Source organism: Lacticaseibacillus mingshuiensis (assembly GCF_016861785.1).
Classification (GTDB): Bacteria; Bacillota; Bacilli; order Lactobacillales; family Lactobacillaceae; genus Lacticaseibacillus; species Lacticaseibacillus mingshuiensis.
Genome location: NZ_BOLS01000021.1, coordinates 12,633 through 31,041 on the forward strand (window position 1 = coordinate 12,633; position 18,409 = coordinate 31,041).

Genomic DNA, 18,409 nt, shown 5'->3' on the forward strand with positions numbered 1-18,409 from the left:
AAACGGAACCTCCTTGTCTCAGATGTATTACTTCATTTTTAATATGAAAGGCTAGTTTGATTTTACCACAGTTGTTTCACAGTGCGTACCCGTCGCGGCGGCTTTCCCACTTTATTTACTTTTTTGTTTCGCGTTTTTATATGGGGTGAAGAAAGCGCCTACTTCTAGGTCGACCGTGCCGGTGGTTTTGACCTGGGCAATGATGCTTGGATAGTACTTGATTCGCTTCGCAACCGTGCGCGAATCGGCGACCACCGTGTTGCCATCCGTCATGGTCAGTGTGATCTGGTACGGGTTTGCCGCCCCGCGCGTGGCCTTCACTTCGGACACGGCATGGCGCACCGCCGCCGGAAACGCAGCGATCTTGGCCGCGATCGATTTCAACTCGCTGGCCTTGAAGTCTGTGAACACTGGGTAATTATTGGTCGGCGTGTCCGTCCCAGCCGCTACGACTTTGCCACTTTCCAGCAAGACATGGTACTTGCCTTTGGTCAAAAGATAGCCAACTGGCTGATACTCTTTCACGTGAATCGTGACTTGGTTAAAATTGGCCACCGACAGCCGGACGGTTTTGATCTGCGGCAACGTCTGTTTGAGCCGACTCGCTGCATCGGTGTGCCCTGCCAGGAGCACCACGATCAGGTCATCGGCGCTTAGATGTGAGTCGTCGATGATCGTTTGGGCCGGCACGGTGGTCTCTCCCTGAACGGAAAGCTGACCGACTTTTGCCAGTGGCGACATCAGATACCCAAACATGGCCAGCAAAAGCACCAGCGGGGTCAACAACAAGATCAAGTTTCGTGCCCGGTGATGCTTTCGGATCTGAGTGACTTGTGGCAGGTCAAGACGCTGGGCCTGCTTGGGCTTGGCCTTGGCTTTGGCTTGCCGCGCCTGATAGGCCTCCCAAGGCGTCAGCGGATCCTGCGGTGTCTCTTCTTTTTTTTGCTTGAACAACCCCATCGGATTCGCCTCCTTCGCCAGCGGGTGCCTAGTTAGACTGTGGCTATTTGATCACATCTTCGAGAACGGCGATCAGCCGGTCTGTGGCATCTGGCACACCGAGTTTGGCGGCTGCCTTGGCCATCGCGTTGAGTCGGCCGTCATCAGCAAGCAACGCTGTGATCGTCTGGGTGAACTTCGCCGGCAAATCCGGTTCCGTTAAGAGCACCGCCGCGCCGGCATCCGCCATGCTTTGGGCGTTGACCGTTTGGTGGTCATGCGTGACATTGGGGCTGGGAATCAGTACCGACGGGATGCCCAGCGCGGTCAGCTCCGCCAAACTAGTGGCACCGCTGCGCGACACGACCAAGGCGACATCCGGCAAGATCGCCGGCATGTCATCGATGTAGGGCGCGATCTTAAAATTGGCCGGCAGGGTGCCGACTTCTGCCATCACGGCATCGTAATGTGCGCGGCCGGTGACAAACAGCGTCTGAAAATCGCTATCGCCAAACGCCTCAACACTCGCCAAAACCGCCCGGTTGATTGCTGGTGCCCCCCGGGAGCCGCCAAAGATCAGCAGGGTCCGGCGCTTCGGATCCAGCTCAAATTCGGCCAGCCGATCATTTGGCTGCAGACCCGCCACCTGCTGGGCACGCGGATTGCCCACCATCACCACTTTTTTGGCAGGAAAGGCGGCAGCCACTTCAGGAAATGCGATGCCGACCTTGTCCACAAAGTGACTCAAGAATTTATTGGTGAGGCCGGCCACCGAATTGGATTCATGGATGACCGTGGGAATATGCATCTGCGTTGCCGCAAACAGCACGCCGCCTGCGACATAGCCGCCGGTGCCAACCACAACATCCGGCTTGAAATCCGCCAGCACCTTTTTGGCCTTGCCGACGCTGCTCAAAAACATCTGAATCGTTTTGAAGTTGGATAACGACAAGCTGCGCTTAAAGCCTTGCAGCTCAATGGCCTGAAACGGAATGCCCGCGTCTGGCACGATGCGGCTTTCAAGGCCGCGATGGGTGCCAACATACAGGACCGCGTCGAGCTTGCCTTCTTTTTTCAGCTGATCGATCAGCGCAAGCGCCGGGTAAATATGGCCGCCTGTGCCGCCGCCGGAAACAACAAGTCGCATGGTCACGCCTCGCTTTCTGCCAATTGCTGGACCGCATCGATGAAGACGTCGCCGCGCACCTCAAAAGTCGGGAACTGATCCCAACTCGCATTGGCCGGGGAAAGCAACACGATGTCTCCGGGTTGACTGGCTTGATAGGCCAACGGAACCGCTGTTTTCAGGTCAGTGGTCTGCGTGAATGGCACGCCTGCTTCCTTGGCGACCTCATTCATCTGCGCCGCGGTCTCACCGAATGTGACCAGCGCGCGAACATGTTTTTTCACCAACGGCACCAGGTCGGTCATCGGCAAATGGCGATCAAGGCCGCCGCACAGCAGCACGATCGGGTCATGAAAGGCCTGAATGGCGACACTGGCCGCTTCGACATTCGTGGCCTTGCTGTCGTTATAGAACTTCCGGCCATTGACCGTCTGGACATATTGAATGCGGTGCTTGACGCCGGTGAAACGCTGAAGGACCGCGACGATCGCCTCATCGCTGACGCCTTCGAGCTTCGCCACTGCGATCGCAGCCAGCGCATTTTCGATGTTGTGCACGCCCGGAATCTGCATGGCGTCCGCCTTCATGATCTTGTCGCCGGCGTAGCTCAAATAGCCATCCTCAGTCAAGACTGCCTGCGCGCCAGCCGCGCCTTGGCGGGAAAATGGGACGATGGTCGCCTTGCTGCGTTTGGCCAACTCGTGCATTTCGGGCAGGTCCCAATTCATGACAAAATAGTCGTCCGCTGTTTGATTCATCGTCAGCCGCATCTTCGCGTTGACGTAATTTTCACGATTGCCATGCCAGTCCAGATGCGCCTCATAGATATTGGTCAACACCGCGATATGCGGATGCAAGGTCTGGATCCCGCACAATTGAAAACTGGACAGCTCCGCCACGATCGTATCGTCCGCGCCGGCTTTTTGCGCCACCGCGGTTGCTGGAATCCCGATGTTCCCTGCATCATAGGCGGTGCCGCGACGATTTTTATCTTCGTTGAGCATCAGCCCGATCAGCGTGGTAGTCGTGGTTTTCCCATTTGAGCCAGTAATGCCGATCCATTCACTGTTTGAGACTTGATACGCAAGCTCCGGTTCCGTGATGATCGGAATGTTGAGCTCCTGTGCGCGTTTCACCATCGGATTGGAATAAGGAATGCCAGGATTTTTGACCATCAGCTCGAAGTTCTCGTCAAGCAGGGCCACTGGATGGCTGCCGGTGATCACTTTGATGCCGTCTGCCAGCAGTTCCTGAGCGTCCTTGTTGTCATCGAACGCCTTCTTGTCATTCACGGTGACCAAGGCGCCCAGTTTGTAGAGCAAACGGGCGGCGTTGACCCCGCTTTTGGCCAGACCGAGCACAAGGACTTTTTTATTCTGATACGACGTGATGTCTAACATGGCGATGCTTCCTTCTTTTTATTTTACAAAAACAATAGGAGATACAGACCGGCCGCGAGCAAGCCAACTAGCCAAAAAACGAGGTCGACTTGCCACTCGGACCAGCCGAGCATTTCAAAATGGTGATGAATCGGCGCCATCTTGAAAATGCGCCGATGGAACACTTTGAAGCTTGCCACTTGGAGCATGACGCTGGCCGTTTCGGCGGCGTAGACAAAGCCGATCAAAAGCAGCGACCAAGAGCGGTCCAGCAAGATCGCGATCGCCGCGAGCATCCCGCCTAATGCCAGCGAGCCGACATCGCCCATGAAGATCTGGGCGGGCTTGTGATTGTACAGCATGAAGCCGATCATCGCGCCGACCACGGTCAGACACAGGACCAACACATCGGTGCGCTGATCATGCGCGGCGATCACGGCATAGGCGCCGAAGCTGATCATTGCCAGCCCGGCCACCAAGCCGTCAAGTCCATCGGTCAGATTGACCGCATTGGAAAACCCGACCAGCCACACGATCGCAAACACGACAAACAGCCAGGTCACATTGAGGTTGCCCAGAAACGGAATGTACAAGCTGTGGGCAAAGCCGTCGTGGAGATAGGCAATGACGAAGATCACAGCCCCGATCACTTGGCCCAGCAATTTTTGCCAGGCGCGCAGCCCAAGATTACGCTTCAGGGACACGCTGATAAAATCATCCGCGAACCCCAGCGCCCCATACAGCACCAGAATGAACAGGCTGACCCACATGGACAGGGTCAAGGCGTGTTGCCAGATGCCACAGCCGATCGCGGCGATGATGATCGCGCCGATAAAGACCAGGCCACCCATCGTCGGCGTGCCTGTCTTTTTTTCATGCCAGCTCGGGCCCTCTTCGCGAATGGTCTGGCCTTCTTTTTTCATCCGCATGTAGCCGATGAACAGTGGCAAAACGATCACGGTCAGGGCGAACGCCGCCACCATCGGAATCAACATTTGTGCAAGCTGCATCTCTTTTTTCTCCCCAGACTATTGGTTCTTGAACGTCACGGTCACGGCATCGTCGGTCAGTAAACTACCCTTGGCCAGGCTTTGGTGCGTCGCGTACCCGTCGCCGCTCAAGTTGAATTTTTTGCCAGTCAATTGAGCCAATTTTAACACATCACTCTTGGACCAACCAGAAACATCCGGCATGGTCATGGCGCCGTTCGTGAGCAAGATCACGCGCGCCCCGGCCAACGCCTGCGAGCCAGCCGCGGGCAATTGTTGTACGACCCGGTTGCCGGTACCGACCAGCGCGACCTTTAGCTGCTGGTCCCCCAGCACCTTTTGCGCCGCAGTCAGGCTGTCGTTTGTGACCGCCTTGACGGAAACGGTTTTCCCGCTGGTGGTCGTGGTGCTGTTATCATCCAGCGCCAAGGCCCGGGTCATCATCGGTTTGAAAATGCTGGCCAAAATGGTTTCGGCGGCCGCCGTCATTTTCTGCGGCTGCTTCATGGTGATGTAGAGTTCATACTTCGGATTGCTGGCAGGCGCCAGGCCCATCACGCTAAAAATATAATTGTTGGTCCCAGTCAGATACCCACCCTTAGGCGACGCGATCTGCGCGGTCCCTGTCTTGATGGCAAGGTCGACGCCAGGCATCTTGTAGGCGCCACCGGTCCCATAATCCGCGGTGACAACTTGCCGCATCAGATCGATCACCTCACTGGCGGTCTCGCTGCTGATTGGCTGCCCCAACACGGTGCGGTCATACGTCGTGGTCTTCCCCGGCGGACTGACGGTCTTAGACACAATACGCGGCTGAATCATGGTGCCTTTGTTGGCGATCGCAGTGACACCTTGCATCATCTGAAGCGCGTTGACGTCGATGCCTTGGCCAAACGAGGTGATCGCCTGTTCCAGTGGCGTCTTCACGGCGTAATTGCCCGCCGTTTCACCCGGTAATGGAATGCCTGTTTTTTGGGCGAAGCCAAATTTTTGCAAGTAGGTGTTCCAAGTGGTGGCGCCCATTTCCTGTTCGATTTTGACCATTCCGACGTTACTGGACCGCGGAAAGGCCTGGCTGAGCGGAATGTTGCCCCAGCCGCCAAGTTGCCAATCGGAGATCTTGCTGCCCTGCACCGTCACGGAGCCGGACTTATAGAGCTCGTTTGGATGATAGGTGCCACTTTCGATCGCGGCGGCCATGGTGAAGATCTTCATGACCGAGCCGGGTTCGTAGCCATCTTCAACGAGAATATCGCGCCACATGCTCGACAGCCCAGAACCGGTACTTGGATCAAACGTCGGCCGCTGCGAGGCAGCCAAAATAGCCCCAGTCTTCGCATTCATGAGCACGGCCGTCATGGTTTTAGGTTGGTATTTGTTTTGAACACTGGTCATCAAGGTCTCAAGATAGCTTTGCATGCCGGCATCGAGGGTCGTGGTGACACTCCCCCCATCGACGGCCGCCTTGGCTTTGACCTTGGCTTGCGGCAATTCATAACCATAGGTGTCCGTTTGCGTCCGCCGCCAACCATTGGTGCCCTTCAGGATGTTGTTGAAGGACTTCTCCAGGCCCATCACCCCGGTGAGCTGTTTATTCGTATCACTGCTCGTGGCTTGGGCAAGGCCCACCACGTGACTGGCGAAAACACCATTCGGATAAAGACGGGACGGCGAATCATAAAAGCCGATGCCGGGTAATTTTTCCTTCTCGATCTGCTGTTTAAGCGCCAAGGACAGATTCGCCCCAGCGGTCCCAAATTCGACTTGATCGAGGCCCGGTTGATCGAGCACTTTCAAAATCGCAGCCTTACTCATCGCCAAATATTTGGCCAGTACCGTCGCGGTCTTGTCCTTGTCGACGACATAATTTTTCTTGTCGCCATCGACATAAGTGTGATTGAGGGCCGCATAGATCTTATAGGTACTGGCATCCTCGGCAATGATGGTGCCATCGCTCGCGTAAATGGTTCCGCGCTTCGCCTTGAGCGTTTGCGAGGTCGTGTATTGCTTGGCGCGTTCCTTCGCTAAGTTCGCGGAATCCACCTTGCCGCCTGTTGAGATATAAAAAAAACGAATGACAAACACCCCAAGCGCCAAAAGCGTGATGCCCAGCAGCAGAATGCCAAATCTTCTGCGGTTGCGCTCAGGATGGCGGGTGCGTGTCAGTCGCTTCGTCTTGTTTTTTGTCATTTGTCAGTCACTCGCTTGATGTTGCCATTGATCACGGTCAAGCCGTGCGCTTTGGCGAAGTTGGCGAGCCGATCCGAGTTGGAAAGCTCCCCGACCGTCTGTTTGTAATCATCGATCTGCTGGTTTTGACTGGTGATCTGAGACTGCAGATCCTGATAGGTGCGATTGGTCGCCGCTAACGAATTCTGCGTTCCGAGATACATCAGGCAAAACGCGACAACAGCCATGCCGCATAACACAGTCAAAAGCCGTTCAAGCGGGGCGAACGCGATATGTTTTGGCGCAGGGGCAGCCGCCGGAGCCGGCGCCACAGTGGGCGTTGGCGCTACAACTGGTGCTGTGCGCAGCGGCTCTGCCGCTTCTAATTGTCTTGCTGTGTTATCGAGCATCACGTTCAACCCTTTTCTTACAATTTTTCGATCACTCGCAGTTTTGCGCTGTGCGCGCGATGGTTGCGGGCAAGCTCTGCTTCGCTTGGCTCAATGGGCTTGCGCGTCAGCAGGCGAAATGCCGGTTTGGCGTCATCTGGGATGACAGGCAGGCCGTGGGGAATATCCTGCACGGTCGTTTTTTCTTTAAACATTGTCTTGACCAGCCGATCTTCCAGCGACTGGAAGGTGATCACACTGATGCGGCCGCCTTGATCAAGCAGGTCAAGGGCCTGAGTCAGTGAATCCTCCAGCGCTCCGAGCTCGTCGTTCACGGCGATGCGGACCGCCTGGAAAACGCGTTTGGCGGGATGGCCTCCTGTGCGGCGCGCCTTGGCCGGAATGCCGGCCTTGATCAGTTCCACCAATTCGAAGGTGGTCTCGATCGGCTTTTCCGCGCGGGCGCGTTCGATCTGGCGGGCGATCGACTTGGCAAACTTTTCCTCGCCGTAGCGATTGAAAATTCGCACCAGGTCGTTGAACGGCCAGTCGTTGATCACCACACGGGCGGTCAAGGCTTGGCGCTGATCCATCCGCATGTCTAGTGGTGCGTCGAGCCGATATGAAAAGCCGCGGGTGCTGTCGTCAAATTGTGGCGAGGAAACACCGAGGTCATAAAGCACCCCATCCACTTTGGTGACCCCTTCTTCTGCCAGGCCACTTTGCAGTTCCCGAAAATTACGGTGAAGCAAGTGCAAGTTGGCAGGAAATGGATCCATGTCGGCCATGACCGCATCGATGGCGGCCTGGTCTTGGTCAAACGCGTACAGCTGGCCGGTAGTCAACTGACTGAGGATGCGGCGGGTGTGCCCCCCGCGTCCAAGTGTTGCATCTATGTATGTCCCAGTTGCTGAGACATTGAGCATTTCGGTGGCTTCCTTTAGCATCACCGTTTCGTGTGTGAATTCAGCCATTTTTATAACCCAAAGTCCATTAGATTTTCGGAGATATCATCAAAGTTCTCTTCCGCTTTGTCGGCAAAATCCTGCCAACGCTCGGCGCTCCACACTTCGATTCGATTGGAGACCCCAACCAGCACACATTCCTTTTCGATGCCGGCATGGCCGATCAAGCTTTTGGGAATATTGACACGGCCTTGGCGATCCAATTCGCATTCAGTGGCGGCGGAATAAAGAAAACGGGTGAACGTCCGCGCGTCTTTTTTCGTCAAAGGCAACGCGGCCAGCTTTTCTTGCAGCTTTTCCCACTCGCTGAGGGGGTAGCCGAACAAGCAGCCGTCCATGCCCCGGGTCAACACGAACGTTGGATTGAGTTCATCGCGAAATTTCGCCGGAATGATCAGGCGGCCTTTCGCGTCGAGACTGTGATGGAACTCACCCATGAGCATGGACTTCACCCCCTTTTCGATGATAAGTTCAGTCTACCACAATCCCCCACTCTCCACCACCACATCTCAATAAAATGGGTTGACTTTTCTGAACTCGACGCCAAGATCACGTAAGCAACAAAAAGACCCCTGAATCCACGCGGGATTCAGGGGTCTTTGTCAGGTGGTGCCAAGGTGGGGAGCTAGCCCTAGATTGTGAGGAGAATTGCACAGACCCACCAGATCGTGGCGGCTGCGGCGAGCAGTCGGGCCAACCACGCCCAATAGGTGGTGAAAAGTAGATCCCCGTCGCGCACCAGCAGGAGGCACACCACCAGGATCGCCACCAGGACCGCGCAAAACAGAACCACGAAGAGATAGTTCGGCGCCTTGCTTGCGGTGATCACGCCGATCGCGATCAGGTCCAGTAAAATGGCAAGAAAATAGAAGAAATTACGTGAATAATGCGACCGTAACACCAGGCCGCCCAGTACCACCAACATCACAAGTGGGACCGCGTAAGCAACAACCAGCATATTGAGACCTCCAAGAACAAGATACCGCACCAAATGGAATAAAACCACTCTCACCTTGAAGGCGGCGCGTGAAAAAGGTATCATGTGTCAGTAAACAAATTAAAGGTGGTGACTGGAGTGGCAGAGAAAACCAAGAAAAAAGAGCCACGCTCCAAGTTCTGGTATGTCACACATATCGCCGCTTGGGCCATGCTGATCGTGACCGTGCTCAGCGCGGTGATCTACGGCGTGATTCTCATTATGCAATATAAGAGCTAAGTACAGGGCGCGTATCCGTTGAGGGTACGCGCTTTTTTCTGCGCTGGTGGGGGTATTTTTTGTGTAAAAAAACCGGCTCCGCCGCTGCGCGGCGAAGCCGAGATCCTGGTCACCTTAATTATGAACACTGCCCAGCGATTGGGTTGTCTTAGGCAAGAAAAGCTGCTTGGCCATAACGATCAGCGCACCGATCACCACGATCGCCAGCGCCGTGCTGACCACAAACGACCCACCATTGACGATCAGCGACCACATCCAGGCCCCAATACCTTTTGGTGCGTAAGAGCCCCAGAAGATCACTCCAGCAACAAAGTGGGCAAAGTACTTCAGCCCTGCCCCAATGGCAATGGCCGCCAGTGCGTAAACGGTCGCGACTGTCTGCCGGCCATCGCGAAGCGCTTTTTGAAACGCAGGCATCATCAACCCAGCAAAGCCGACCACGGTGAAGGCAACTGGATATTCCAGCAACCCCTGCGTCAGATTAAGCACCTCACCATCCGCGAGGCCTTTCAAAAAGAGATCCAAAAGCCCCCACACCAGCCCAGCCGAAAGCCCTGGCCAGACGCCGCGCCGCAAAGCCAAGACCACCAACGGCACAACACCGTAGCTGATCTGAATCGATGAGACACCCAGCTGATGCGGAATATACTCCAGCGCCATCGCCAGCGCCGCGATCACCGCAACTTCAACTAAAATCACGAGATCTTCCTTACGTTTGTCCATGCAAAAAACCTCCTTTGTGTCAATGAACCCGGGGCACAAAGAAGGTCGATCACTCGACGATCACAAATTCCTACGCTCGTATTAACGAACAGGTTCGAAGGGTCTGAGGTCTCCCTCACTCTCAGCCAATGGCTCCCCCTTTGTGACGGGTATCATATTTAATTTTCTTGTTGGACACGATATAGTTTAGCACGAACAAGCCAAAATGCAAGCGCGACCACTCGAGGGAAAAGGTGCGGAGCGGGGCGTTTTGGGTCCTGCACGAGAGCGCACGATTTACCACGCTAAAAACGCCAAAACCGGCGCCAGTCCTGGAGAACAGCCTCCCAGGACCCGCGCCGGCGAATTTTTTCTTCTATTATATAGCTATATAGCGTACTACATGATCGGTGCCAGCAGCCTGGATAATTCTTCGTCCAGTGTGGCGAGGCGGGACTTGCTTTCAGCCATTTGACGGGTGTAGCGAATCGCGTGGTTCATATCTTCTTCAAACAGCGCGGCCGCTTCCTTGACCAGCGCTGGGTCATAAATAAAAGCAGCGATCTCAAAGTTCAACTTGAAGCTGCGACTGTCGAGGTTCGCGGTGCCGGTGGACAAGAATCGGTCATCGACCACGATCGTCTTGCTGTGCAAAAAGCCCTCCTGATAGAGGAACGTCTTCGCCCCATTTTTAGCCATACGCGCTAGGTAAAACTTCGTCGCTTTGGTCATCAGCGGAATGTTGCTGGACGCGGGCACCATCACCCGCACATCCACCCCGCTGCCGGCCGCGATCGCCAAAGCATCCAGCAAACTATCATCCGGCACAAAATACGGCGTCTCGATCCAGATCCGTTTTTTGGCCAGCGCGATCAAACGCAGGTAGCCCAATTTGATTGCCTCGACATTTTGATCCGGGCCGCCAGAAACGATCTGCATCGTGGTCCGTCCAGTGTCGGGCGCATCCGGAAAATAGCTTTTTTGAAAATGGACCTTTTTGACCTTGGCTGTGGTGTTCCAATCCATGAAGAACCGGGCCTGCAGCGTCGCGACGGCCTGCCCCGTGATGCGGAGCTGACTGTCGCGCTTGATCGCGAGGTGGCGCTTGGAGGCCCCGATATCAAAGCCGCCCATGTACCCGACGCGGCCATCGATGATCGTCAGCTTGCGGTGGTTGCGAAAATTGATACGCGGGTTGACGCGACCGAACTTCGTCGCAATGAAGGGTTCGACCAACCCACCGGCATCACGAAGCGGCTGCCAGAACTTCGGCCGCAAGCGGTGCGAGCCAAATGTATCATAGACCAGCCGTACGCGCACCCCCGCCTTCGCCTTGGTTACAAGCAGATCGCGCAGCGCGAGGCCAACTTGATCGGGCTGAATGGTATACGCTTCAAGATGAATGTGATCGGTGGCGCTGGCAATATCCGCAAACAAGAGCCGGTCAAAATCCTCACGCTCGGTGACGAGCTGGACCTCATTCATCGTTGTGATGAGCGCGCCATCTGTTTTCAATAACGTACGGACCAATTCCGCACCGCTGCCCAAGTCTTGGCCCAGTGGTGCGTCGGTCTCGTCGATCGCATCCTGCTGGGCGGCGACCATTTGATCAATGCCGAGTCGCTGCTGGGTAGCCAGCGCGTTCAACTTATTGGTCGAGAGCTTGCGGCCAAACAGGTAATACAGCACGAAGCCCAGCACCGGCAACAGTAGCAACACCAACAGCCAGGCCCAGATCGCCGCAATATCACGCGGCTGGCGAAAGACCGTGACGATGGCGATCGCCGCGTTCAAAACAATGATAATGGTGATCACCGTGCCAACGACCATCTTGACGTCCCCTTTCAATGCGGCGGCTAGCCGGCGCTATTTTGCGTCGTTGCCGAACCACTTGGCCTTGAGCTTCGCCATGGTGCCATTTTTTTCCAGGGTCTTGAAGCCGGCGTCGATCTTGTTTTTCAAGGTCACATCCGACTTGCGCATCCCGGCGGCGAAATTCTCATAGCCAAAGCCTTTGTCTTCATAGACCTGATAGGCCTTGGGGTCCTTTTGGTGGGCGATGTAATAACGCGCATACACCTCATCCATGAAGATGCCCTGAATCCGGCCGGCACTCAGGTCCAAGAATGCCTCATTAAAAGTATCATACAAAACAGGGGTCTGATTATCAATGTACTGCTTTAAAAGTTTCGGGTTTTGATCAAGCGCAGACGCGCCGCTGGAGCCTGTTTGGACGCCGAGGGTCTTGCCTTTCATCCCCTTGAAGCCGTTGACATTGTACTTGGTCATGGTCACCAACACCTGGTGATTTTCCAAATATGGCGCGGTGAACGTCACCTGTTTTTTCCGCTCCGGTGTGACCGAATAGCCATTCCAGATCAAGTCGATGGTCTGGTTGCGCAATTCCGTTTCCTTCATCGACCAATCGATCGGCTGAAAGCTCACCTTCACCCCGTATAATTTGAAGACCGCACGCGCGAGATCGATGTCAAAACCGGCCAGTGCCCCACTTTTTTCACGAAAGCCCATCGGCACAAAACTGTCGTCGAGGCCAACCACCACCGTCTTGTCCTTTTCAATGCGCGGCCAGGAGTCACTGCTTTGCAGCCGGGCACAGCCGGTCACGGTCAAAAAGGCGGTGAAAAGAAAGATCAATGCGAGAATTTTTTTCTTCATTCGTCATCGCCGCCGATCTGTTGCACCTTGAAGGTCGTGTCCGCAACGCTTTCGGCGAAGTCCATATCATGCGTGACCACGACCTGGGTCATGCCGTTTTGCTGCACCGACTTGACCAGATTGGCCACGGATTGCCGGAGGTTTGGATCAAGCGCAGAGGTCGGTTCATCGTAAAGCAGAACCTGAGGATTGAGCGCCAGTGCACGGGCGATCGCCACGCGCTGTTTTTGGCCGCCAGACAGGGAAAATGGATAGGCGTCAGCTTGTTCCGGCAAGGCCAGTTCATCGAGTAGCTGCATCGCGGCCTTATCCGCCTCGGCCTGGCTCTGGCCCTGCAAGACTGGCGCAAGCATGATGTTTTTCAGGACGGTCAGGTTCGGGAATAATTCGAAGCCTTGGAAAACGACCCCGATCACGCCGTCTTTGCGGAGCTGCGCTGGGGTGGTCGGTTGCCCATTCCAGATGAACTCGCCGCTGTCGGCTTCTGTCAGGCCGGCGATGATGCGAAGCAAAGTGGTTTTACCTGCACCGCTGGGGCCGACGATCGCCAACGTCTTTTGGTCATCGATGGTCAAGCTGATGTTGTCGAGGACTTTTTTGCCATTAAAGCTTTTGCTGATATTTTTGATCTCTAACATATTTTTGCCCCCAACTTATTTGTAATAGGAAAATGATTTTTCAACGCGGCGCTGCAGGAAGGTCAAGACCAGGGTCATCACGAGGTACACGACCCCGACCAAGGCCAGTGGTACCAGCGTCACATCGCGCGCAGTCGCAACTTCTCCAGCGCGCAGCAGATCCCCCAACCCGATCACGTAGACCAAGCTTGAATCTTTGACGAGGTTGATCACTTCATTGCCCATCGATGGCAGCACGATCTTCAACACTTGGGGAATGACGACGTAGCGCAGGCTCTGCCAGCGAGTCATGTTCAGCACAGTCGCCGCTTCGAATTGGCCTTCCTCAACGGCGCCAAAACCGCCGCGATAGATCTCAGCGAAATACGCCGCGTAGTTCAAAATGAAGGCGAACAAGGCGGCGTTGAACCGCGGAAAGACGATGCCGATCAGCGGCAGGCCGTAAAAGACGAAGATCAGTTGAAGCAGCAGTGGCGTGCCGCGGAAAAGCCAAACGTAGCCTTCAAGCAGCGCATGGCCCAGGGTGCCAAAGATCGTTTTGGCTTTATGCATCAGGCCCACCGAAACGAGCATGCCAAGCGGAATTGCACCGATCAGCGTGAGAAAGAAGACACTCAGGGTCATTTGAACCCCAGATAATAATGCCGGTAAGATCTGCAACACATATGTCATAACGCTGCCTCCAATAGTTTTTTCATCATCTTGCGAGGACGCAAAACGCGCCCCCTCAGTTTTCACCGAGAGGACGCGTCTGCGTGGTACCACCTCACTTCGCGCAGCCGTCACCGACTGCGCCTCATGTGGTTGAAAAACGAAGGACGCTGCGAAGTGCGTAGGTGCTCAGTCCTGAGCGCCCTGCGTCGCACCCTAGTCAAGTTGGGCTTCGCGGGGCTGAGGCGAGACGTCTAGCTGACTCGGTCACCTCAAAACGCCCCGCTTCGCACCCTGGCACAAAAAAATCGCCCTCCTGCAGCTATTGCTACAAGAGGGCGACTTGAATGCCGCGGTTCCACCTCTCACTTGCGCAGATGTCACCACCAACGCCTCGTGTCGTTTTTCAACCACGGCGATAACGAGCCCAACCGGCAAGGCCTACTGAATTTCAGCCGAGCACTCGTGGATGTGAATTATGCGTGAGATCATCCGGCTCGCACCATTCCGGATTCGCTTGCATCGTCGCCGCACAACATTTCCACTCAACGTTTTGAAAGATTGATTAGAATACTAGTCGCTCAAATGAGACTTGTCAACCCTGTCTGTGAAATAAACGCGACCAAAATCCTGGTTTCTTCTGTTCAAGGCTCAACAGCGGGACACTTTCGCCCATCAGGCGGCGGGCAATGTTGCGATAACCCTGACTTGCCAGGTCATCCGGATCCATCACGACGGTCTCCCCTTTGTTCGAGGTCGCGATGACGGAATCGTCGTCCACAATGATGCCAAGAAGATCGATTCCCAAATGTTTGGTGATCTCATCGACATCCATCGAGCGGCCATCAGCCATCATGTGTTGGCGAATGCGGTTGATCACCAGGCGCGGTGGCGTGACCATGTCGCGTTGTTCAAGCAGGCCTACGACGCGATCGGCATCCGAAACAGCCGAGATCTCCGGGGTTGTGACGACGATCGCGCCATCCGCCCCTTCGACCGCATTGCGGAAGCCCTGCTCGATGCCGGCTGGCGAATCCAAAATAATGTAGTCGAACTCATCCCGCAACTGATCGACGATCGCCTTGACCTGCTCTGGCTCCAGCGCATCTTTTTCCGCATTCTGGGCAGCCGGCAACATGTACAACCGGTCATCAAAGCGCTTGTCTTTGATCAGCGCCTGATGTAATTTTGCCCGACCCGTCGTCACGTCCACAATGTCGTAGATGATGCGATTGGATAAGCCAAGGACCACATCCAGATTACGCAAGCCGATGTCCAGATCCATCAAGCAGACTTTTTTCCCCGCCAAGGCCAGGGCCGTGCCGATGTTCGCGCTGGTCGTCGTTTTGCCGACGCCGCCCTTCCCTGATGTCACTACAAATGCCTGTGCCATTAAAAGTCCTCCAGTTTCCGGAATAATTTTGGCCGCAACTTCTCAAGGTCGGCAAGCTTGCCATGCGAGAGGATATGTAGGTCATTAATGTAGCTGAGGGTGTTCACGTCGTAATCATTTTTCTCAATGATCTCAACGGTGTCGGCGATGCGAATCTGGCCGGCGGACTTGATGTTGCCCGTGATCACTGCATCCTGGTCGCCATTTGAACCGGCGATCAAGAGCCCTGCCACGTCGCCCATGACGAAAATACTGCCGGACGCCTTGAGTGTCGCCCCGGTGTGCAGGCTCCCAACAAACAGGACATCCCCCTGCATCTCGGTGACCTGGCCGGAGCGTAGAATGCCGCCGACCAAGTGAATTGTGTGGGCCAGCAATTGCGATTTCAACGGGGCGATGGCCGCCACATTGGCATGCACCGAACGCACCGCAAACCGCGGAAATTGGGCGAAGACCTGCTGAATCTCAGCCTGCTGCGCCTCGTTGAGCTGACGGTCGCCGGTCTCAAGCATGAAATCGACGTTGCCCTCTGGCGTGTCCGCCGCAAGTTTTGTCAACAGCGTTGTCAGCGCCACACAGATCTCCGCAATGCCCGCGCCGTCTGCCAGCTGCAGTTCAAATCCCGCCTTGCGTCCCTTTAATGTCACCGCATCCAAGGTGCCACCCCCATTTTTGTTAATGCATACTCTCTTTTAAGTTTAGCAATATTCGGCGCAAAGGCAAATAGCTGATGAAAAACAGTCCCGCGTTCACAAGCAAACTGGGGCCAAGATGCCGCGCGAGCAAGTAGACCATGTTGCTAGTGCCATACCCTAAAAATAAATTGATCACATAATTGGCCAATGAGTACACCGTCAACGTGATCACCGTGATGAAAAAGATCATCAGAAATTTTCGCGGAATCGCCGGGCGCGCCTGCACGACGCAATAGATCAACAGCGGCCAAAGCAGCGCGTTGACCCCGAGTAAGCCAGTATAAAAACTATCATAGATCAGCCCGGTGACCGCCGCGATCGGCACAGTGTATTTTTCGACCGGCAGCAGCAACGCCAGCTCGATCAGTGTGATCAAGGTCAATTGCGGCACCGCCGTGAATCCGGGACGCATGAACCACTGGCCAAACGTCTGACTGAGCACCCCGTCAAGAAGAAGCACCACAAACAGGAGCAGCGCGACCCAGCCATGGCCGGTAAACACTTTATCCTGTTGCATGTCACTCCCCCTCGATGGTGCGATCGATCACCGTCACCACGGACAGGTCGTTCAAGTCCGCCGCCGGTTTCAAATAGACGGAATTGGCGAGGCCGTAATCATCCTTTTTGACTGAGGCGACAGTGCCGATCAAAAGACCCTTCGGCGTGGCCCCACCGAGGCCGCTGGTGATCACCTGCTGGCCCTTCTTAATGTCTTTATCCGTGTTGATCTGGCCCATGATCAGCATCCCCGACTGCTCATCATAGCCAGTGATGATGCCGTTGACCAGGTCGCTGCCGGTCGAGATCTGCGCCGCGAACCGGTTCGCCGACTTATTGTCCGTGGACAACATCTCGACCTTCGCGTTCGTCTTGTTGACCTCGATCACTTGGCCGACCACCCCAGAGCCTGACATCACTGGCATGTTCTTTGCGATGCCCGCGCCGCTCCCTTTGTTGATCACGACAATGTTGCGCCAGTCATCCGGGGAACGCAGCATGACACTGGCGGTGATCTCCGTGTAATCCGTCAATGTCCCTGTCAGCTTCAACTGAGACTTAAGTGCCTTGTTTTCGCGAGTCAAGGTCTGATTGCGGACTTTGGTCTGGGCCAGGTCTTCCAGCTGGCCCTTGAGCTTGCGGTTCTCTTGATAAGTCGACATCAGATCATCGACATCATCCAGCCCATTTTTGATCCAGTTCGCCGGCGCCTCAATGATGCGCGCACCGATGCCCACCGCATCGTTGCCGATCTGCTGAATGAACGGCGGCGTGCTTTTATTATTGCGCACGCCAACCGAGGTGAAAATAAGTCCCAGGCTGACCAGCAGCGCGACCATCAGCACGATCAATTTTTTATTTGAGAAAAACTTCTGCATGCGAGCCTCCTGCCACGTGCGCGATCATAGACAAAAGAAGGCCGGCCAAAACGTCAGGTTTTGTCGCCGGCCCACAATTTTGTTGATCAGTGTTTCTTCAAAACATCGATATTTTTCAATGACTCGCCGGTTCCGATCGCGACACAATCCAATGGATCTTGGGCGATGAAAACTGGCACCTTGGTCGCATCGGAGATGACCTCAGCCAGATGCTTGAGGAGCGCCCCACCACCAGTCAGCACGATGCCGTGGTCGATCACATCAGCCGCGATCTCAGGCGACGTTTCTTCCAGTGTCTCTTTGACGGCGTCGATGATCGCCGCCACGATCTCCTGCATGGCCGTTGCGATGTCGATGGCGGAAATGTCGATCGTCTTTGGCAACCCGGACAACAGGTCCCGCCCGCGAATCGACATGCCATCGATCTCCTTCGCCTTTTCAAGCGACGCGGAGCCGATCTGCATCTTGATGTCCTCTGCGGTGCGTTCGCCGATCAACAAGTTGAAGTTCTGGCGAATGTACGTGATGATCGCCTCGTCGATCTTGTCGCCGGCCATCCGAATCGAGCGGCTGGAAACAATGCCGCCCAGCGAAATGGTGGCAACGTCAGTAGTGCCACCGCCGATATCAACGACCATCGAACCAGTTGGGTCCATCACTGGAAGCCCTGCGCCAATCGCGGCAGAATATGGTTCTTCAATGACAAACGCGTCTTTGGCGCCGGCCACTTTGGCGGCATCGATCACGGCGCGTTTTTCAACTTCAGTCACGCCACTTGGCACGCACACCATCACTTGCGGGTGGGCATTCTTGTTGCCAAGGGCCTTGGACATGAAGTATTTGAGCATCGCGGCGGTGGTGTCATAATCCGCGATGACCCCGTCTTTCATGGGCCGGATCGCGGTGATGTTCGCCGGGGTGCGGCCGATCATGGCCCGGGCCTCTTCGCCCACCGCAATGATCTCTTCCGTCTGGGTATTTTTAGCAACGACAGAAGGCTCATTCAAGACGATGCCTTTTCCGTCGACGTAGACGAGTGTATTCGCCGTACCGAGGTCGATCCCGATATTTTTCGATCCTAATCCAAACAAGACGTTCTCTCCTTC

20 protein-coding genes and 1 riboswitch are annotated in these 18,409 nt (G+C 55.3%); of the genes, 1 reads left to right on the forward strand and 19 read right to left on the reverse strand.

All coding sequences use genetic code 11. The features are described from left to right. Nucleotides 1-111: 111 nt before the first annotated feature. The 9 genes from JUE67_RS11165 to JUE67_RS11205 form a co-directional block, all read right to left on the reverse strand. Nucleotides 112-960 carry a cell division protein FtsQ/DivIB gene (locus tag JUE67_RS11165; protein WP_203627864.1) on the reverse strand — a complete coding sequence of 283 codons (849 nt, stop codon included), beginning with the start codon at nucleotides 958-960 and terminating at the stop codon, nucleotides 112-114. A gap of 43 nt (nucleotides 961-1,003) precedes the next feature. Further along, nucleotides 1,004-2,086, reverse strand: a complete 1,083-nt coding sequence (gene murG, locus JUE67_RS11170; protein ID WP_203627866.1) for an undecaprenyldiphospho-muramoylpentapeptide beta-N-acetylglucosaminyltransferase — start codon at nucleotides 2,084-2,086, stop codon at nucleotides 1,004-1,006. Between the two features lie 2 nt (nucleotides 2,087-2,088). After that, nucleotides 2,089-3,465 carry a UDP-N-acetylmuramoyl-L-alanine--D-glutamate ligase gene (murD, locus tag JUE67_RS11175; protein ID WP_203637160.1) on the reverse strand — a complete coding sequence of 459 codons (1,377 nt, stop codon included), beginning with the start codon at nucleotides 3,463-3,465 and terminating at the stop codon, nucleotides 2,089-2,091. A gap of 23 nt (nucleotides 3,466-3,488) precedes the next feature. Beyond that, nucleotides 3,489-4,454, reverse strand: coding sequence for a phospho-N-acetylmuramoyl-pentapeptide-transferase (gene mraY / locus JUE67_RS11180; RefSeq protein WP_203627870.1), 966 nt, complete (start codon nucleotides 4,452-4,454; stop codon nucleotides 3,489-3,491). Nucleotides 4,455-4,472: 18 nt separating this feature from the next. After that, on the reverse strand, nucleotides 4,473-6,623 hold the full coding sequence (locus JUE67_RS11185) for a penicillin-binding protein (protein ID WP_203637161.1): 2,151 nt from the start codon (nucleotides 6,621-6,623) through the stop codon (nucleotides 4,473-4,475). Next, nucleotides 6,620-6,826 (reverse strand): cell division protein FtsL, encoded by a 207-nt coding sequence (locus JUE67_RS12745; RefSeq protein ID WP_236002643.1) that lies wholly within the window; start codon nucleotides 6,824-6,826, stop codon nucleotides 6,620-6,622. Before JUE67_RS12745 ends, JUE67_RS11185 begins: the two co-directional genes overlap by 4 nt. A 203-nt stretch (nucleotides 6,827-7,029) precedes the next feature. Then, a complete protein-coding gene (rsmH, locus tag JUE67_RS11195; RefSeq protein ID WP_203637162.1) occupies nucleotides 7,030-7,965 on the reverse strand; it encodes a 16S rRNA (cytosine(1402)-N(4))-methyltransferase RsmH in 936 nt (311 codons plus the stop codon). A 2-nt stretch (nucleotides 7,966-7,967) separates the two neighbouring features. Further along, entirely contained in the window at nucleotides 7,968-8,399 is a 432-nt protein-coding gene (mraZ, locus tag JUE67_RS11200; RefSeq protein ID WP_125696257.1) for a division/cell wall cluster transcriptional repressor MraZ, read from the reverse strand. Nucleotides 8,400-8,587: 188 nt separating this feature from the next. Further along, nucleotides 8,588-8,914 (reverse strand): hypothetical protein, encoded by a 327-nt coding sequence (locus JUE67_RS11205; RefSeq protein WP_203627876.1) that lies wholly within the window; start codon nucleotides 8,912-8,914, stop codon nucleotides 8,588-8,590. A 117-nt stretch (nucleotides 8,915-9,031) separates the two neighbouring features. On the opposite strand from JUE67_RS11205, the gene JUE67_RS11210 reads away from it, so the two are divergent. Continuing rightward, nucleotides 9,032-9,172, forward strand: coding sequence for a DUF4044 domain-containing protein (locus JUE67_RS11210; protein WP_203627878.1), 141 nt, complete (start codon nucleotides 9,032-9,034; stop codon nucleotides 9,170-9,172). 114 nt (nucleotides 9,173-9,286) lie between these two features. On the opposite strand, the gene thiT is transcribed toward JUE67_RS11210, so the two are convergent. The 10 genes from thiT to JUE67_RS11260 all read right to left on the reverse strand — a co-directional run bounded on the left by thiT (nucleotide 9,287) and on the right by JUE67_RS11260 (nucleotide 18,394). Further along, the gene (thiT, locus tag JUE67_RS11215; protein WP_125696260.1) at nucleotides 9,287-9,895 is read right to left on the reverse strand and encodes an energy-coupled thiamine transporter ThiT; all 609 of its coding nucleotides are present in this window, start codon (nucleotides 9,893-9,895) and stop codon (nucleotides 9,287-9,289) included. Nucleotides 9,896-9,945: 50 nt separating this feature from the next. Then, a riboswitch (TPP riboswitch) is annotated at nucleotides 9,946-10,044 on the reverse strand. Between the two features lie 229 nt (nucleotides 10,045-10,273). Further along, on the reverse strand, nucleotides 10,274-11,704 hold the full coding sequence (gene cls / locus JUE67_RS11220) for a cardiolipin synthase (protein WP_203627881.1): 1,431 nt from the start codon (nucleotides 11,702-11,704) through the stop codon (nucleotides 10,274-10,276). A gap of 36 nt (nucleotides 11,705-11,740) precedes the next feature. After that, entirely contained in the window at nucleotides 11,741-12,550 is an 810-nt protein-coding gene (locus JUE67_RS11225; RefSeq protein WP_203627883.1) for an amino acid ABC transporter substrate-binding protein, read from the reverse strand. Further along, nucleotides 12,547-13,188: an amino acid ABC transporter ATP-binding protein gene (locus JUE67_RS11230; protein ID WP_203627885.1), complete on the reverse strand. Its 642-nt coding sequence runs from the start codon at nucleotides 13,186-13,188 to the stop codon at nucleotides 12,547-12,549. Before JUE67_RS11230 ends, JUE67_RS11225 begins: the two co-directional genes overlap by 4 nt. A gap of 15 nt (nucleotides 13,189-13,203) precedes the next feature. Continuing rightward, on the reverse strand, nucleotides 13,204-13,860 hold the full coding sequence (locus tag JUE67_RS11235; protein ID WP_125696264.1) for an amino acid ABC transporter permease: 657 nt from the start codon (nucleotides 13,858-13,860) through the stop codon (nucleotides 13,204-13,206). A gap of 574 nt (nucleotides 13,861-14,434) precedes the next feature. Then, a complete protein-coding gene (gene minD, locus JUE67_RS11240; protein ID WP_203627887.1) occupies nucleotides 14,435-15,232 on the reverse strand; it encodes a septum site-determining protein MinD in 798 nt (265 codons plus the stop codon). After that, nucleotides 15,232-15,879: a septum site-determining protein MinC gene (locus JUE67_RS11245; protein WP_225877941.1), complete on the reverse strand. Its 648-nt coding sequence runs from the start codon at nucleotides 15,877-15,879 to the stop codon at nucleotides 15,232-15,234. Before JUE67_RS11245 ends, minD begins: the two co-directional genes overlap by 1 nt. A 28-nt stretch (nucleotides 15,880-15,907) precedes the next feature. After that, entirely contained in the window at nucleotides 15,908-16,444 is a 537-nt protein-coding gene (mreD, locus tag JUE67_RS11250; RefSeq protein WP_203627891.1) for a rod shape-determining protein MreD, read from the reverse strand. A gap of 1 nt (nucleotide 16,445) precedes the next feature. Continuing rightward, entirely contained in the window at nucleotides 16,446-17,303 is an 858-nt protein-coding gene (gene mreC, locus JUE67_RS11255; RefSeq protein WP_203627894.1) for a rod shape-determining protein MreC, read from the reverse strand. A gap of 86 nt (nucleotides 17,304-17,389) precedes the next feature. Continuing rightward, entirely contained in the window at nucleotides 17,390-18,394 is a 1,005-nt protein-coding gene (locus JUE67_RS11260; protein WP_125696269.1) for a rod shape-determining protein, read from the reverse strand. Nucleotides 18,395-18,409 lie beyond the last annotated feature (15 nt).

Coding starts and splice junctions, on each gene's coding strand:
- JUE67_RS11165 (WP_203627864.1), bottom strand. CDS start 960: ATGGGGTTGTTCAAGCAAAAAAAAGAAGAGACACCGCAGGATCCGCTG.
- murG (WP_203627866.1), bottom strand. CDS start 2,086: ATGCGACTTGTTGTTTCCGGCGGCGGCACAGGCGGCCATATTTACCCG.
- murD (WP_203637160.1), bottom strand. CDS start 3,465: ATGTTAGACATCACGTCGTATCAGAATAAAAAAGTCCTTGTGCTCGGT.
- mraY (WP_203627870.1), bottom strand. CDS start 4,454: ATGCAGCTTGCACAAATGTTGATTCCGATGGTGGCGGCGTTCGCCCTG.
- JUE67_RS11185 (WP_203637161.1), bottom strand. CDS start 6,623: ATGACAAAAAACAAGACGAAGCGACTGACACGCACCCGCCATCCTGAG.
- JUE67_RS12745 (WP_236002643.1), bottom strand. CDS start 6,826: ATGTATCTCGGAACGCAGAATTCGTTAGCGGCGACCAATCGCACCTAT.
- rsmH (WP_203637162.1), bottom strand. CDS start 7,965: ATGGCTGAATTCACACACGAAACGGTGATGCTAAAGGAAGCCACCGAA.
- mraZ (WP_125696257.1), bottom strand. CDS start 8,399: ATGCTCATGGGTGAGTTCCATCACAGTCTCGACGCGAAAGGCCGCCTG.
- JUE67_RS11205 (WP_203627876.1), bottom strand. CDS start 8,914: ATGCTGGTTGTTGCTTACGCGGTCCCACTTGTGATGTTGGTGGTACTG.
- thiT (WP_125696260.1), bottom strand. CDS start 9,895: ATGGACAAACGTAAGGAAGATCTCGTGATTTTAGTTGAAGTTGCGGTG.
- cls (WP_203627881.1), bottom strand. CDS start 11,704: ATGGTCGTTGGCACGGTGATCACCATTATCATTGTTTTGAACGCGGCG.
- JUE67_RS11225 (WP_203627883.1), bottom strand. CDS start 12,550: ATGAAGAAAAAAATTCTCGCATTGATCTTTCTTTTCACCGCCTTTTTG.
- JUE67_RS11230 (WP_203627885.1), bottom strand. CDS start 13,188: ATGTTAGAGATCAAAAATATCAGCAAAAGCTTTAATGGCAAAAAAGTC.
- JUE67_RS11235 (WP_125696264.1), bottom strand. CDS start 13,860: ATGACATATGTGTTGCAGATCTTACCGGCATTATTATCTGGGGTTCAA.
- minD (WP_203627887.1), bottom strand. CDS start 15,232: ATGGCACAGGCATTTGTAGTGACATCAGGGAAGGGCGGCGTCGGCAAA.
- mreD (WP_203627891.1), bottom strand. CDS start 16,444: ATGCAACAGGATAAAGTGTTTACCGGCCATGGCTGGGTCGCGCTGCTC.
- mreC (WP_203627894.1), bottom strand. CDS start 17,303: ATGCAGAAGTTTTTCTCAAATAAAAAATTGATCGTGCTGATGGTCGCG.